Annotated in this window: 15 protein-coding genes; all 15 read left to right on the top strand. The window is 62.6% G+C overall.

Going from position 1 to position 16,159, the window contains the following annotated elements:
* The first annotated feature begins 66 nt into the window (after positions 1 to 66).
* On the top strand, positions 67 to 570 hold the full coding sequence (locus ACLHZ1_RS04595; RefSeq protein ID WP_427261146.1) for a GNAT family N-acetyltransferase: 504 nt from the start codon (positions 67 to 69) through the stop codon (positions 568 to 570).
* Positions 571 to 586: 16 nt separating this feature from the next.
* On the top strand, positions 587 to 865 hold the full coding sequence (locus ACLHZ1_RS04600; RefSeq protein ID WP_427261147.1) for a hypothetical protein: 279 nt from the start codon (positions 587 to 589) through the stop codon (positions 863 to 865).
* A 180-nt stretch (positions 866 to 1,045) separates the two neighbouring features.
* Positions 1,046 to 1,714 (top strand): molecular chaperone TorD, encoded by a 669-nt coding sequence (gene torD / locus ACLHZ1_RS04605; protein WP_427261148.1) that lies wholly within the window; start codon positions 1,046 to 1,048, stop codon positions 1,712 to 1,714.
* Between the two features lie 46 nt (positions 1,715 to 1,760).
* On the top strand, positions 1,761 to 2,129 hold the full coding sequence (locus ACLHZ1_RS04610; protein ID WP_427261149.1) for a hypothetical protein: 369 nt from the start codon (positions 1,761 to 1,763) through the stop codon (positions 2,127 to 2,129).
* Positions 2,130 to 2,406: 277 nt separating this feature from the next.
* Positions 2,407 to 4,353, top strand: coding sequence for an acetate--CoA ligase (acs, locus tag ACLHZ1_RS04615; RefSeq protein WP_427261150.1), 1,947 nt, complete (start codon positions 2,407 to 2,409; stop codon positions 4,351 to 4,353).
* Positions 4,354 to 4,617: 264 nt separating this feature from the next.
* Positions 4,618 to 5,076: a type II 3-dehydroquinate dehydratase gene (gene aroQ / locus ACLHZ1_RS04620; RefSeq protein WP_427261151.1), complete on the top strand. Its 459-nt coding sequence runs from the start codon at positions 4,618 to 4,620 to the stop codon at positions 5,074 to 5,076.
* A 26-nt stretch (positions 5,077 to 5,102) separates the two neighbouring features.
* A complete protein-coding gene (gene accB, locus ACLHZ1_RS04625; protein ID WP_408795058.1) occupies positions 5,103 to 5,561 on the top strand; it encodes an acetyl-CoA carboxylase biotin carboxyl carrier protein in 459 nt (152 codons plus the stop codon).
* Positions 5,562 to 5,575: 14 nt separating this feature from the next.
* Complete coding sequence (gene accC / locus ACLHZ1_RS04630) at positions 5,576 to 6,916, top strand: acetyl-CoA carboxylase biotin carboxylase subunit (protein WP_408795055.1); 1,341 nt, start codon at positions 5,576 to 5,578, stop codon at positions 6,914 to 6,916.
* A gap of 269 nt (positions 6,917 to 7,185) precedes the next feature.
* Positions 7,186 to 7,449, top strand: coding sequence for a DUF997 family protein (locus tag ACLHZ1_RS04635; protein WP_427261152.1), 264 nt, complete (start codon positions 7,186 to 7,188; stop codon positions 7,447 to 7,449).
* Complete coding sequence (gene panF, locus ACLHZ1_RS04640) at positions 7,439 to 8,902, top strand: sodium/pantothenate symporter (RefSeq protein ID WP_427261153.1); 1,464 nt, start codon at positions 7,439 to 7,441, stop codon at positions 8,900 to 8,902. Before ACLHZ1_RS04635 ends, panF begins: the two co-directional genes overlap by 11 nt.
* An 86-nt stretch (positions 8,903 to 8,988) precedes the next feature.
* Complete coding sequence (locus tag ACLHZ1_RS04645) at positions 8,989 to 10,404, top strand: PTS transporter subunit EIIC (RefSeq protein ID WP_427261154.1); 1,416 nt, start codon at positions 8,989 to 8,991, stop codon at positions 10,402 to 10,404.
* 743 nt (positions 10,405 to 11,147) lie between these two features.
* Positions 11,148 to 12,026: a 50S ribosomal protein L11 methyltransferase gene (gene prmA, locus ACLHZ1_RS04650; protein ID WP_427261155.1), complete on the top strand. Its 879-nt coding sequence runs from the start codon at positions 11,148 to 11,150 to the stop codon at positions 12,024 to 12,026.
* 292 nt (positions 12,027 to 12,318) lie between these two features.
* Complete coding sequence (eat, locus tag ACLHZ1_RS04655) at positions 12,319 to 13,704, top strand: ethanolamine permease (protein ID WP_427261156.1); 1,386 nt, start codon at positions 12,319 to 12,321, stop codon at positions 13,702 to 13,704.
* A gap of 78 nt (positions 13,705 to 13,782) precedes the next feature.
* A complete protein-coding gene (locus tag ACLHZ1_RS04660; RefSeq protein ID WP_427261157.1) occupies positions 13,783 to 15,174 on the top strand; it encodes an ethanolamine ammonia-lyase subunit EutB in 1,392 nt (463 codons plus the stop codon).
* Between the two features lie 20 nt (positions 15,175 to 15,194).
* Positions 15,195 to 16,031, top strand: a complete 837-nt coding sequence (eutC, locus tag ACLHZ1_RS04665; protein ID WP_427261158.1) for an ethanolamine ammonia-lyase subunit EutC — start codon at positions 15,195 to 15,197, stop codon at positions 16,029 to 16,031.
* The last annotated feature ends 128 nt before the right edge of the window (positions 16,032 to 16,159 follow it).

Raw genomic sequence — 16,159 nt, forward strand, 5'->3', positions numbered from 1 at the left:
CTCCTTATGATGATCGGAAGCACCACGTGACCGGATAACAGAGGACGCACCGCCAGGAGACAGCCGATGACCAGCCTCATACTCAAGCCCGCCTGCATCGATCCCTATCCCGAATTCACCCTGGCCTGCCACCGCGATGCCTGGCGTATCGACCACGGCAGCGACGCAGGCTTTGACGAGCAACAGGCCATGGCCTGGATAGACACCCTGGCCCTGCAACAGCCCCAGGGCCTGTTGCACCTCTGGCATCATCAGTGCCCCATCGGGCAACTGGAGCTGGATCCCGCCATGATCCATCGGGATGGCAGCCAGGGGGGCTACATCTATCTGCTCTATCTGGTGCCCGAGTGGCGAGGCCGCGGCCTGGGGCGCTGGCTGCTGGAACAGGCTCTGCAACGGATCCGCGCCGCCGGCAGTACCTCGGCGGCCATGCGCTACCTGCCGCGCAACCGGGGCGCCGAGCGCTTCTGCCTGCGCCAGGGCTGGCGCAAGGAGGGGCCCGTGGATGAACGGGGGCAGTTGCTGGTCAAGCCCCTCACCCCACTGCCTTCTCTTCACTCGCACACTTAGGCAAAGGAGGTATCCCATGAACCATCTGTTGCTGTTGATCCTGCTGGGCTTTGCCCTGTTCTACTGGGTCTACTTCTGTAGCGGGCGCAAGGGCCGCCGCCCGGTGGACTGGCAATCCCTACCCACCCGGGAGCAATATCTGGCCCGACATCCCGCATCCAGGGGCGAGCATGGGATCGCCTGTCACCACTGCGGCCACCAGCAACTGCAGGCGCAGGGGGTGATCCACCTGACCGACTTTCGCCATCAATATGTCTGCCCTCGCTGCCGTAGGGTGCTGTTCAGAACCCAATAGGCACCCGACTCACTCATGATGCTCGTCAGCAAGCCCCTGCAGAAGGGGAGAAGGCTGCGGCATGCAGCCGCCAGCGGCACGGGCGCTACCCTCACGAGTGGCCCCCATGGTTTCCTTTATTGCCAAAGTCGTTAGAATCGGGGGCCAACACGGCTCCCGACTGTCATCAACGGAGGAAAAATGCAGGAATTTCTGGCCACAAGCGAACGCAGGGCCGAACTCTACTGGTGGTTCGCCACCCTGTTTGCCGCCGAACTGTCTGATGAACAGATCGCCGAATACGATAGCTATGACGTACGCAGCTTCCTGAAGAGTCTCTCTACCCTGGACCCCATGCGCGACGCCGTGGCCGAACTCAATGACGCCATCGCCCGTCTGCTGGTGCGCCCCGATCGCCAGCTGGCACTGGCGGCCGATTTCGCCGGCCTCTTCCTTTGTGACCCCAAGCAGGGGGTGCCGCCTTACGAATCCCTCTATCGCGGTGAAGGGGGCCTCTTGATGCAAGCGCCCATGACGCAGATGCAGGCGCGCCTCACCCGCCTTGGCATCAGCGTCAGCGACAAGTACCAGGAGCCCGAGGATCACCTGGCCATCGAGCTGGATCTGATGGGCAACCTCATCATTCGCGCCGCCGAGGCGCGCACTGCCGATGAGCGCGCCCGCTGGCTCGCCGAACAGGATGGGTTGCTGCACGAGCAGCTGCTCGGCTGGTTCAGCCGCTTCGAACAAGCCTGCCGCGCCAAGGACAGCTTCGGCTTCTATGGCGCCTGCGCCCGCCTGCTCGGGGTCTTCCTGCTGATGGATGCCAACTACCTGAACCTGGTTCAGGCAGACCAGCCGGCCCCCTGAGCCATGTTGCTGCGCCCTTGCTGCTCACCAGCGGCGTCCTGACCCCATGAAGACGGCCCTGTTGCTCATCGCCTGCTGGCTGCTGGCCCTGATCCCGAGCGAGCAGGGCCTGACCCCCCTTGTCACGCTGTTGTTTGACAGCAACCGCGAACTCTATGGCAATGCCCAGCTCACCGGCTTTGGCGGTGTGCTGCTGACCCTCTATCTCGCCAATCTGGGGGTGGAGGTGGTGCTAAGGCGCCGCTTCCAGCTCGCCGGCATGCTGACCCTGCTGGTCGCCTGGGTCGCCTTCATCCACTGCGATGGGGGTGAGCCGAACTGGTGGCTTCTGTGGGCGCTGGCGCTGCCCTTTCATCTGCTCTCTCTGCTGGTGCTGGTGCGCGGCATCCAGGCCTTCGGCCGCCAGAAGGGGTAGCCACTCGCCCAGGGGCATTGCGCCCCCCACACCTCCTCTATTTGTGTCTTACCCAGCTTGGGTCTCACCTTGCGGGCAAGTGGCGTCGACTACGTTTCTTCTTTCTTCCTCTTGCGCTGCCTGCCGGCCGCACACCAGCCCCTTTCGCCCCGACGCCAACGCTGGCGACGGGAAATGAGGGCTGGCGCACGGCTATCCAAAAGTCTAATTGCCCTCCCCCGGCAAAGGTATAAGTTGTTATGTAATTATTAAAAGGATGTATTCAAAGGAGTGAAAGATGAGCGAGCACAAGGTCTACCCGGTCAAGGCCCACATCAGCCAGGGGGCCCTGCTGGATCAGGCGGGCTATGAGGCCATGTACCAGGCCTCGGTGCAGGATCCGGACGCCTTCTGGGCGGAGCAAGGCAAGATTGTCGACTGGATGACCCCCTACACCAAGGTCAAGAACAGCTCCTATGACCCCGGCCATGTCTCCATCAAGTGGTTCGAGGATGGCCAGCTCAACGTCTCGGCCAACTGTCTCGATCGCCATCTGGCCCAGCGTGGCGACAAGGTCGCCATCATCTGGGAAGGGGACAACCCGGCCGAGGATCGCACCCTCACCTATCGCGAGCTGCACGGCGAGGTGTGCAAGTTTGCCAACGTGCTCAAGGCGCAAGGGGTCAAACGCGGCGACGTGGTCTGCCTCTACATGCCCATGGTGCCCGAAGCCGCCATCGCCATGCTGGCCTGTACCCGCATCGGCGCCGTGCACAGCATCGTCTTCGGCGGCTTCTCCCCCGAGGCCCTGGCCGGACGCATCATAGACTCGGGCTCCTCCATCGTCATCACCGCCGACGAGGGGCTGCGTGGCGGCCGTGCCGTCCCCCTCAAGAAGAACGTGGACGAAGCACTCACCAACCCAGAGACCCGCATCGAGAAGGTGATCGTGCTCAAACGCACCGGCGGCGACGTCGCCTGGCACGGCGCACGGGACATCTGGTGGCATGACGCCATGGCGGCGGCGAGCGCCGACTGCGCCCCGGAAGCGATGAACGCCGAGGATCCCCTGTTCATCCTCTACACCTCTGGCTCTACCGGCAAGCCTAAAGGCGTGCTGCACACCACGGGGGGCTACCTGGTCTATGCCGCCCTCACCTTCAAATACGTGTTCGACTACCACGAGGAGGACATCTACTGGTGTACCGCCGACGTGGGCTGGGTCACCGGCCACTCCTACCTGGTCTATGGGCCGCTCGCCAACGGCGCCACCACCATCATGTTCGAAGGGGTGCCCAACTACCCCGCCAGCAACCGCATGAGCCAGGTGGTGGACAAGCACAAGGTCAGCATCCTCTATACCGCGCCCACCGCCATCCGCGCCCTGATGGCCAAGGGCAAGGAGGCCATCGAGGGTACCTCCCGCTCCAGCCTGCGCATCATGGGATCGGTGGGGGAACCCATCAACCCGGAAGCTTGGGAGTGGTACTACCGCACCATAGGGGACGAACGTTGCCCCATCGTCGACACCTGGTGGCAGACCGAGACCGGCGGCATCCTCATCAGCCCCCTGCCCGGCGTCACCGCCCTCAAACCCGGCTCCGCCACCCGTCCCTTCTTCGGGGTGCAACCGGCCCTGGTGGACAACCTGGGCGAGCCGCTCGAGGGCGCCACCGAGGGCAACCTGGTGATCACCGACTCCTGGCCCGGCCAGATGCGCACCGTGTTTGGCGACCACGAGCGCTTCGAGCAGACCTACTTCTCCACCTTCCCCGGTCGCTACTTCACCGGCGACGGTGCCCGTCGCGACGAGGATGGCTACTACTGGATCACGGGTCGGGTCGATGATGTACTCAACGTCTCCGGCCACCGCATGGGCACGGCCGAGATAGAATCGGCCCTGGTGGCCCATCCCAAGATCGCCGAGGCGGCCGTGGTGGGCGTGCCCCACGAGATCAAGGGCCAGGGCATCTATGCCTATGTGACCCTGATAGCCGGGGAAGAGCCGAGCCGCGAACTGCACAAGGAGGTGAAGGAGTGGGTGCGCAAGGAGATTGGCGCCATCGCCACCCCGGACGTGATCCACTGGGCGGAGGGGCTGCCCAAGACCCGTTCCGGCAAGATCATGCGCCGGATCCTGCGCAAGATCGCCACCGGTGAGACCGACAGCCTGGGGGACATCTCCACCCTGGCGGATCCGGGCGTGGTGGACAAGCTTATCCGCGAGAAGTCGGAAGCGGCCTGAGTCTCCTTCCCGCTAATCACAAAGCCGGCCCAGCGCCGGCTTTGTCGTCTCTGCTATTGTGTTGTCTGACAGCAAATGAATTTGAACAATAAACGGACAGATGTAGAGATTAGACCAGTAAAATGCTGCTAATTTTCACGAAATCAATATAATTGCGAAATCTGTGTGCCAGTGCACACCGAATTGCGCAAAAAATGGCTAGATTTCTGGTCATCCGCAAGATAGCCGAACGTTATCGGCATTATCATCGAGGATGTACTCATTATGTCGCAACATCACCGCATTCTCCTGCTCAACGGGCCGAACCTGAACCTGCTGGGCAAACGGGAACCGGGCATCTACGGCAGCCAGACGCTCGATGAGATCGTCGCCAGCTTGCAGCAGCAAGCCGGCGAACTCGGTGTCACACTGGAGCACCTGCAATCCAACGCCGAACACCTGCTACTGGAGCGCATCCATCAGGCCATGGGCCGGGTGGACTTTATCATCATCAATCCTGCCGCCTTCACTCACACCAGTGTCGCGCTGCGAGATGCCCTGCTGGGGGTGGCCATCCCCTTCATCGAGGTGCACCTCTCCAACGTCCATGCCAGAGAACCCTTCCGTCATCACTCCTACCTGTCCGATGTCGCGAAAGGGGTGATCTGCGGGCTAGGGCCGGATGGTTATACCTTTGCTTTAACCGCGGCTGTGCGTCACTTGGCACGGCTTGATAATCACTGATCAGACAAAGAAGAAAGAGAATGCTAATGGATATCCGCAAAATCAAAAAGCTGATTGAACTGGTTGAAGAGTCCGGCATCGCCGAGCTGGAAATCTCCGAAGGGGAAGAGTCTGTTCGCATCAGCCGTAACTTCTCCGGCCAGGTTAGCGTCGCACCTCAGATGATGATGCAGCCGGCCCAGGTGCAACAAGCCGCCGCCCCGGTCGCTGCCGCTCAGGCTGCCGCCCCGGCCGCCGAGGCCGCCCCGAGCGGTCACCTGATGCGCTCCCCCATGGTGGGTTCTTTCTACCGTGCCTCCAGCCCGGATGCCAAGCCGTTCGCGGAAGTGGGTCAGCAGGTCAATGTCGGCGACACCCTGTGCATCGTCGAAGCCATGAAAATGATGAACCAGATTGAATCTGACAAGGCTGGCGTGATCAAGGCCATCCTGGTCGAGAATGGCCAGGCCGTCGAGTTCGACGAGCCGCTGTTCATCATCGAATAAGGGGATATTCACCCATGTTGGACAAAGTAGTCATCGCCAACCGCGGTGAAATTGCCCTGCGGATCCTGCGCGCCTGCAAAGAGCTCGGGATCAAGACAGTGGCCGTTCACTCCACCGCCGACCGGGAGCTCAAACATGTGCTGCTGGCCGACGAATCCATCTGCATCGGCAAGCCCGCCAGTGGCGAGTCCTACCTCAATGTGCCGGCCATCATCGCCGCCGCCGAGGTGACCGGTGCCGTCGCCATCCACCCGGGTTACGGCTTCCTCTCCGAGAACGCCGATTTTGCCGAAGTGGTCGAGCAGTCCGGCTTCATCTTCATCGGCCCCCGCGCCGAGACCATTCGCCTCATGGGTGACAAGGTCTCCGCCATCGAGGCGATGAAGAAGGCGGGCGTGCCCTGCGTACCCGGCTCCGACGGCCCGGTGGACAACGATGCCAAGCGCAACGCCACCATCGCCAAGCGGATCGGTTATCCGGTGATCATCAAGGCCGCCGGTGGCGGTGGTGGTCGTGGCATGCGCGTGGTGCGCAACGAGGCCGAGCTGGCCGCCGCCATCGCCCTGACCAAATCCGAAGCGGGCCAGTTCTTCAAGAACGACATGGTCTACATGGAGAAGTACCTGGAGAACCCGCGCCACATCGAGATCCAGGTGCTGGCTGACGGCCAGGGCACCGCCCTCTATCTGGGTGAGCGGGACTGCTCCATGCAGCGTCGCCACCAGAAGGTGGTGGAAGAGGCGCCGGCGCCTGGCATCACCGAAGAGATGCGCAAGTTCATCGGCGAACGCTGCGTGCGCGCCTGTCTCGAAATCGGCTACCGCGGCGCGGGCACCTTCGAGTTCCTGTACGAGAACGGCGAGTTCTACTTCATCGAGATGAACACCCGGATCCAGGTCGAGCATCCGGTCACCGAGATGGTCACCGGGGTGGATCTCATCAAGGAGCAGCTGCGCATCGCCGCCGGTCAGCCCCTGTCCATCACCCAGCAGGACATCCGCATCCGTGGCCATGCCATCGAGTGCCGGATCAACGCCGAAGATCCGTCCACCTTCATGCCCTCACCGGGCCTGATCCAGCGCTTCCACGCGCCGGGTGGCATGGGCGTACGCTGGGACTCCCACATCTATGCCGGTTACAAGGTGCCGCCCTACTACGATTCGATGATCGGCAAGCTGATCTGCTACGGTGAGAACCGCGACATCGCCATCGCCCGCATGCGTCACTCCCTGGACGAGCTGGTGGTGGAAGGGATCAAGACCAACGTGGCCTTGCAAAAAGAGATCATGAAGGACGAGAACTTCCAGCACGGTGGTACCAACATCCACTATCTGCACAAGAAGCTGGGTCTGTAACAGGTTTCGGGCCCGGCAACGACGGCACTGTGACTGCACGAGCAGCCACCATCTGCACAAGAAGCCGGGTCTGTAATGGTTTAGGACCCGACCAATTGAGCACTGTGGCAGCACAAGCAGCCACTAGCGGCACAAGAAGCCGGGTCTGCAAGGGATCCTCTTCGACATAACGCATCCGCGCCATCAGGGGCGGCAGCGTAAAAAGGGCCATGGCGACATGGCCCTTTTTTGTTATCCTTGCGCCCTTCCGATAGCTGGAGGCCGCCATCTTGTCTCGTTTTTCCCTCGCCCGCCGGGAAGCCGCGCTCTGTCTGCTGCTCACCCTGCTCTATTTTCTCGCCTGGTATGGCTGTGCCTATTTCATTCCCGAGTCCCTGCGGCTCTGGGACATTCCCCTCTGGTTTCTGCTCAGCTGCATGCTGATGCCGCTGCTGTTCATGGGATTGTGCGCCTTCATGGTCGGCAAGCTGTTTGTCGAGATCCCGCTCGACCCCGAGTTGTCCAGCCAGCAGGAGTCTCCCCATGAACCTTGAGTTGCTGCTGCCCCTGCTCATCTATCTGCTGCTGGTGCTCGGCATCGGCTATTGGGCCAGCCGACGGCGCCGGGGGGGGGACTTCATGCAGGAGTACTTCATCGGCAACCGCAGCATGGGGGGCCTGGTGCTGGCCATGACCCTGGTGGCCACTTACACCTCGGCCTCGTCCTTCATCGGCGGGCCGGGGGCGGCCTACAAGATTGGCCTGGGCTGGGTCTTGCTGGCGATGATCCAGCTGCCCACCGTCTGGCTCACCCTGGGGGTGCTTGGCAAGAAGTTCGCCATCATAGCGCGCCGGGTCAATGCGGTGACCATCAACGACATGCTGTGGGCCCGCTACCAAAGCAAGTGGGTGGTGGTGCTGGGCTCGCTGACCATCATCCTCGCCTTCATCGCCACCATGGTGGTGCAGTTCATCGGCGGCGCCCGCCTGCTGGAGACCGCCACCGGCCTCAGCTACCAGCAGGGGCTCTTGCTGTTTGCCAGTTGCGTGCTGCTCTACACCATCATCGGCGGTTTTCGCGCCGTGGTGATGACCGACGCCCTGCAGGGCATCATCATGCTGATAGGCACAGCTGCCCTGCTGGCCGGGGTCCTGATCGCCGGGGATGGCCTGCCCAACCTCATCCACCGGCTCGAGCTGATCGATCCCAAGCTGGTGAGCCCGCAGGGGGCCGGTGACATGCTGACCCAGCCCTTCATGCTGAGCTTCTGGATCCTGGTCTGTGTCGGTGTGGTGGGGCTGCCCCACTCGGCCCTGCGCTGCTTCGGCTACCGAGACAGCAAGGCGCTCCATCGCGGCATCCTGATCGGCACCATCGTCAGCGCCCTGCTCATGTTCGGCATGCATCTGGCGGGCGCCCTGGGCCGCGCCCTGCTGCCCGCCATGGACAGCCCGGACAAGATCATGCCGGCCCTGATGATGGAGGTGCTGCCCCCCTGGCTGGCGGGGATCTTCCTGGCGGCCCCCATGGCGGCCATCATGTCCACCATCGACTCCCAGCTGATCCAGGCCTCGGCCACCCTGGTCAAGGATCTCTGGCTCAATTACCTGAGCCCGAAACAGAGCCAGCAGAGGCTGGAGGTGCGTATCCCGCGCCTGTCGCTGGTCACCACCCTGATCCTGGGCGCCCTGGTGCTGATGGCGGCGCTGCAACCGCCCGAGATGATCATCTGGCTCAACCTGCTCGCCTTCGGCGGCCTGCAGGCCGTCTTCCTCTGGCCCCTGGTGCTCGGTCTCTATTGGCCCCGCGCCAACGGCCAGGGCGCCCTGGCCAGCATGGTGGCCGGTCTGCTCTGCTACGGGGCCTTGAGCCAGTGGGGCATCAAGCTGGTGGGGCTGCACGCCATCGTCCCCAGCCTGGGGCTGGGGCTGCTCGCCTTCGTGCTGATCAGCCTGATGACGCCGCCACCTGGCAAGGCGGTACGCCAACTTTTTGATCGAGATTAACTTCTCGGCGATTAACTGCCGCCGAACTATCCCTTGAGAGAATGACGAGGTAAAGTGTGCGCCATGTCACATTTTCATCATTTTCTATGACGGCTGAATCCCGTCGACAGCGGCTGATCCAGGCCATGCAGCGGTTGGGCTATGCCCTGCTGCTGCCCGTCTCCATCCTGCCCCTGGCCGCCCTGCTCCACCGGCTCGGCGAGCCTGATGCCCTGGATCTGCCGGTGCTGATGCTGAGCGGTCAGGCCATCTTCGGCCAGATGCCCCTCATCTACGCGGCGGCCATCGCCTTTGGCATTGGTCACTCGGAGCGGGGCAGTCTCGCCTTGTCGGGGGCGGTGAATTTCCTGCTGCTGAGCTCGGCACTCTCGGCGCTGGCCCCCGGTCTGCACGCCGACCTCGTCTGCGGCATGCTGGCGGGCATCACCACGGCCCTGATCGCCCCCTGGTCCCCTTCCATGCCTAAAGCGGTGCGGCTCTCTCTGCCCGGTCCCTGGCAGGGGCCCCTGCTTTCGGCACTCGTCTGCCTGCTGCTCGCCGTGCCCCTGTCGTGGATCTGGCCCTCACTGGTGGAGGGCATCAGCCTGATCACCACGGATCTGGCGACCCCGTTTGGCGCCTTCTGTTATGGGGTGATTCACCGTCTGTTGCTGCCGTTCGGGCTGCACCAACTGCTCGGCAACCTGATGACCCTGGGGGAGAGCAACCAGCTGGCGATGGCCACGGCACAGCCGCTGCATCAGGGCTATGGGGCCGGTCTCTACCCCATCGTCATGTTCGGTCTGCCCGGCGCCTGCTTCGCCATCTGGCTGCACCGCCACCGGCTGCGCCAGGTGCCCCACGGCGCCCTGTTGCTGAGCCTGGCCCTCACCTCGTCCTGTATCGGCATCACCGAACCCATCGAGTTTCTGTTCGCCTTCACCGCCCCCTGGCTGTTTCTGGCCCACGCCTTGCTCACCGGCCTGTCGTTCGCCATCTGCAGCGCCCTCGACATCGAGATCGGCGGCTACTTCTCCGCCGGCCTGCTGGACTTGAGCCTGAGCTATGAGAGTGGCCAGCACTCCTTCTGGGTCATCCCTCTGGGGATCATGTTCTTCGTCGGCTACGCCCTGCTGTTCTACCAATTGCTGGGGCGGGCCCCCCTCAGCCTCGCCGACCAGCAACAGACCCGCCAGGAGATGGCCAACATACCCCCGGCCGATCCCCAGATGCTGGCCATCCAGTACCTCAAGCTGCTGGGGGGCATGGATAACCTGCAAGCCATCAGCGTCTGCCTGACCCGCCTCAGCGTGCGGGTGCGTGAGATGGCTCTGGTCGACACCTCCCAATTGCTCAACCTCGGTTGTCTCTCCTGGATTGAGCTCAACGAGCATCAACTGGTGCTGGTGCTGGGCCCCAATGCCGGCCTCATCGAGGGACAGATCCGCATGCTGGCCGAACGCCAGGCCGTGCCCCTCGGCCTCAAGCCCAATCATGAATCGAAGGATCAGGCCGCCTGGTGATCCCTGCTGGTCCCGGTACTGATCAGGCCCGCCCCTTGCTCTGACTCAAACGACCGCCGTTTGGCGACCAGGGCCAGTGTCAACGACGGCCGACTCAGGCTGGCGCCATCCATGGCAGGCAGACGGGCGATCGATTCGATCCGTCTCGCCAGCCAACCCTAAATAGGTAGAAAACGCACCATGATGGGGTGGTTTCACCAGAGACAAGCACCAAAAGCGCACACCGGGCCGCGCCCCCCCAGCGGCGGCGGCGAGCCTGGCGAGCGCCTGGGGGTCATGACCGACTAGAAAACAGACAACATACTGTTTCTCATCCAAAAAAAGGGGCCATCCCGACCGGGATGACCCTAAATACCTGAACGTTGGGGGTAACAATCACACACACATCCTTTGCAGGACAGAAGGGTTATTGCAGCTCCCATGCCAACTTAATGAAATGACCCGTTCAGGCTCGTTTTTTTCGCGCAAGCGGCGGCTAACCTCTTCCCCCGGCACCCTATCACCATAAAAAAACGCCACCCGAGGGTGGCGTAAAAGATGACGGAACTTTCCTAGAGCAAAGCAGTAATAGTGAATACATTAACCGTGCCAACCTTGTTAATGATCCCATTTTTGATGTCTGCCATCCCTGCCAGATACCTAAGCTCGCCCAGGCCAGCGCTCCTCGCCTGCGGGCAAACCACGACAGCACAGGCCCGGGGTGATAGAATCCCGCGGTTTCACATTTATGAAGAGTCGACCCCATGCCCTGGATACAAATTCGAATCAACGCCACCGCCAAGACGGCGGACAAGGTGAGCAACATGCTGCTGGGGCGTGGTGCCCAGGCCGTGACCTTTATGGATGCCAAGGATGTGCCCGTCTATGAACCCATGCCCGGCGAGACCCCGCTCTGGGGCGAGACCGAGGTGATGGGCCTGTTCGACGCCGAAACCGATCCCGCCCCCACCATCGCCTTCTTCCAGCAGATCTTCGGGGAAGAGGTCGGCTACAAGGTCGAGCAGCTGGAAGACAAGGACTGGGTACGCGAGTGGATGGATCACTTCCACCCCATGCAGTTTGGCGAGCGGCTCTGGATCTGTCCGAGCTGGCGCGACGTCCCCAACCCCGATGCGGTCAACGTCATGCTGGATCCGGGTCTGGCCTTCGGCACCGGCACCCACCCCACCACGGCGCTCTGCCTGCAGTGGCTGGACGGGCTGGATCTGGCCGGTAAGACGGTGGTCGATTTTGGTTGTGGCTCCGGCATCCTCGGCATCGCCGCCCTGAAACTCGGCGCCGCCCGGGTCATCGGCATCGACATCGACCCCCAGGCCATCCAGGCCAGCCACGACAACGCCGAGCGTAACGGCGTCGCGGGCCAGATCGAGCTCTACCTGCCGGCGGATCAGCCGCAAGACGTCGAAGCGGACGTGGTGGTGGCCAACATACTGGCCGGCCCGCTGCGGGAACTCGCCCCGCTTATCGCCGGCCACGGCAAGCCAGGCAGCCTGATGGCGCTCTCCGGCGTGCTGGAGAGCCAGGCCCCGGAGCTGGAGACCATATACGGCCAGTGGTTCGACATGGACTCGACCGCGGTGAAGGAGGAGTGGTGCCGCCTCTCCGGCCGCAAGCACGGCTGATGGCAACCACCTCATACAACAAGGGCACCGAACGGTGCCCTTGTTGTTTCCGTCATCCTCTCGTGTCTCCCCTGCTCACTGCCCCACACACAGGCAACAGCCCGGACTTAGGCCGAACAATCTGGTGCTGTTGCACCACAACAACGCAGCGGCCATATCTTGGTGTCAAACCATAAAACAGCTGTAACTATATGAATATAAATGACTATGTATTCATATGGCTGGATGGCATACCCCTTGCAATCTGCCTCTTCAGAGACTTTCACCATTGAATGTCATATTGGAGAAGCATATGCAGCAACAGGATTGTGCGAAACCGGAACTGAAACGAACCCTGGGGGCTTTTCACCTGTGGGGGATCGCCGTGGGACTGGTCATTTCGGGGGAATACTTTGGCTGGAGCTACGGCTGGGCACAGGCGGGTACCATGGGCTTTCTGGTCACCTCCCTGCTGGTAGCCGCCATGTACACCGCCTTTATCTTCAGTTTTACCGAGCTGACCACCTCAATTCCCCATGCGGGAGGCCCCTTTGCCTATGCCTACCGGGCCTTTGGTCCGGTCGGAGGATATGTCGCAGGCTTTGCCACCCTGGTGGAATTTGTGTTCGCGCCGCCTGCCATCGCCATGGCGATCGGGGCCTACCTCAACGTCCAGTTTCCGGCCATCGACCCCAAGTGGGTGGCGGTGAGCGCCTATCTCATCTTCATGACCCTCAATCTGGTCGGCATCGGTATCGCCGCTACCTTCGAGTTGCTGGTCACCCTGCTCGCCATTTTCGAACTGCTGGTCTTCATGGGAGTCGTGAGCCCGGGGTTCAGCGCCAGCAACTTCATGCTCAACGGCTGGGCAGGCCAGCAGGAGTTCAGCCTCGGCGCCCTCCCCGGCATCTTTGCCGCCATCCCGTTCGCCATCTGGTTCTTCCTCGCCATTGAGGGCGCCGCCATGGCGGCCGAAGAGGCCAAGGAGCCGAAGAAGACAATTCCGAAAGCCTTCATCGGTGGCATCCTGACCCTGGTCATGCTGGCCATGGGGGTCATGGTGTTCGCAGGCGGCGTCGGAGACTGGCGCCAGCTTGCCAACATCAATGATCCCCTGCCCCAGGCGATGAAGATGATAGTGGGCGAGAGCAGCGGCTGGCTGCACATGCTGGTCTGGCTGGGGCTGTTTGGCCTGATCGCCTCCTTCCACGGCATCATAATGGGCTACTCACGCCAGATCTTTGCCCTGGCCCGGGCAGGTTATCTGCCCGGTGCCCTGGCCTCGGTCAACCGCCGCTTCCAGACCCCCCACTGGGCCATTCTGGCCGGTGGCGTTGTGGGGATCCTGGCGATCTTCTCCGACTCGCTGATCGTGATAGGCGGACTCTCCCTCACCGCCAACATCGTCACAATGGCGGTGTTTGGCGCCATTGTGATGTACATCATCTCGATGGCGGCCCTGTTCAAGCTGCGCCGCAGCGAACCGGCGCTGGAGCGCCCATTCAGAGCCCCTCTCTATCCTTTTGCTCCGGCTCTCGCCCTGGGACTGGCAGTGCTCTGTCTGGTGGCCATGGTCTATTACAACGGCCTGCTGGCGCTGATCTTTGGCGCCCTTATGCTGGCGGGCTATGCCTACTTCCGTCTGACCCATGATGAAGGGATTGCCGCCCGTGACGGTGAGCTGGTCAAGGCCAGCTGAACCAGATCCTCTGTGCCCATCAGGAGCAAGGCCAGGCGCTGGCCTTGTCTCCCCACCCAGCATCGACGAGAGAGCCCCATGTATCGCACCCAACTGTCACACCACGGCTATCAGTTTCCCGACCTTCGCACCCTGATGGCCAAGGCCACCCCTGCCCGCTCCGGTGACTATCTGGCCGGCGTGGCCGCCCACAGCGCCGAGGAGCGCATGGCGGCCAGGATGGCGCTGGCTGACCTTCCGCTCAAGGCCTTCCTCAATGAGGCGCTGATCCCCTACGAGCAGGACGAGGTCACCCGCCTCATCATGGACAACCATGATCTCGCCGCCTTCGCCCCCATCAGCCACCTGACGGTAGGGGATTTTCGCAACTGGCTGCTGTCTGAGGCGGCCAACAGCCAGACCCTGGCACGCATAGCCCCCGGCATCACACCCGAGATGGCCGCCGCGGTCAGCAAGCTGATGCGCAATCAGGATCTGATCCTGGTTGCCAAGAAGTGCCGGGTCATCACTGCCTTTCGCAACACCATAGGGCTGCCCGGCCACCTCAGCGTACGGCTGCAACCCAACCATCCCACCGACGATCCTCAAGGGATAGCGGCAGCCATGCTGGACGGTCTGCTGTACGGCGCGGGGGATGCGGTGGTCGGCATCAATCCCGCCAGCGACAACTTGCCCGTCCTGGCCAGCCTGAACCAGATGCTCGACGAAGTGATCCAGCGTTTCGCCATTCCGACCCAATCCTGCATCCTGACCCATGTCACCAACACCTTGCAGCTCATAGAGCGCAATGTGCCGGTGGATTTGGTGTTCCAGTCCATCGCCGGTACAGAGGCTGCCAACCGAGGATTTGGTATCGATCTGGCCCTGTTGCAAGAGGCGTATGACGCCGCCCTCAGCCTGGGGCGCGGCACCCTTGGCAACAACGTCATGTATTTCGAGACGGGCCAGGGCAGCTGCCTCTCGGCCAATGCCCACCACGGACTGGATCAGCAGACCTGCGAGGCCAGAGCCTACGCGGTAGCTCGTCACTTCAAGCCGTTGCTGTGCAATACCGTGGTCGGTTTCATCGGGCCGGAGTACCTCTATGACGGCAAGCAGATCATCCGCGCCGGACTGGAAGATCACTTCTGCGGCAAGCTGCTCGGGGTGCCGCTCGGCTGTGACGTCTGCTACACCAACCACGCAGAAGCGGATCAGGACGACATGGACACCCTGCTCACCCTGCTGGGCAACGCTGGCCTCACCTTCCTCATCGGCGTGCCCGGGGCGGACGACATCATGCTCAACTACCAGAGCACCTCGTTTCATGACGCCCTCTATATTCGCGAGCTGCTCGGCCTCAAGCACGCACCGGAATTTGCAGACTGGCTGGTGCGGATGCAACTCACCAACCCTGGCGGCCAACTGCTCGATGCCAGCCTGCGCCATCCTCTGTTAACGGCTTTTGGCCAAAGCGGCAAGGTGGCCTGATGAGCAAGGATCCCCATGACATGAGTGACATAGTTCACCTCAATCCCTGGCTTGAACTCAAACGCTACACCTCGGCCCGCATCGCGCTGGGGCGTACCGGGGTCAGCCTGCCCACAGAGGCACTGCTGGCGTTTGGTCTGGCCCATGCACAGGCTAGAGATGCTGTGCACCAGCCCCTGGAAGTGACCGCCCTGACCCAAGCGCTGCACACCACAGGACACAGAGTCCTGACGGTGCACAGCGCCGCCACCAGCCGGGAAGAGTATTTGCGTCGCCCGGATCTGGGCCGACGGCTGAACGATGCCAGCCGCCTCCTGCTGAGCCAGCGCCCACAAGCAGAGGCCGATCTCGCGTCCCTGGAGCATCAGGCCCGGCAGGCTGAAGCCGATCTCGTCATCATGCTGGGTGATGGCCTCTCCTCCACCGCCCTGCATCAGAATGCCCTGCCCTTTATCGAGGCGCTACAGCCCCATCTCAGGCGCCTTGGATTGAGCTGTGCCCCTCTGGTGATCGCCCGCCAGGCCAGGGTGGCACTGGGAGATGAGGTAGGGGAGCTGCTACGGGCCCGGGCCGTGCTGGTGATGATTGGCGAGCGCCCCGGCCTCTCCTCCCCCGACAGTCTGGGGCTCTACCTGACCTGGCACCCCAGAGTCGGGTGCATGGATTCACAGCGCAACTGCATCTCCAACGTACGTCCCGCCGGGCTCGATTTCCCCCAGGCGGCTCACAAGCTGGCCTGGTTGCTGGAGCAGGCCTTCAACCGCCGCTTGACCGGGGTTGCCCTCAAGGATGAGAGCGGCGAGCTGGCCAGCCTGATCGAACACGACGCCCCGCTTCCCCCTTGCCGTCCAGCCTGACAACGGGGCGGCCAGCCCGGTCCGCCCCATCACCCATCCCAGACTGAACCACTTGAATCTGCAATGAAAACTGGGCATCGTCTCGCCACCCCCCGCCAAGCAGCCAAGGGGCGCGCCTCTACCCCTCA

The sequence above is a fragment of the Aeromonas sobria genome, assembly GCF_050266975.1.
GTDB lineage: Bacteria > Pseudomonadota > Gammaproteobacteria > Enterobacterales > Aeromonadaceae > Aeromonas > Aeromonas sobria_B.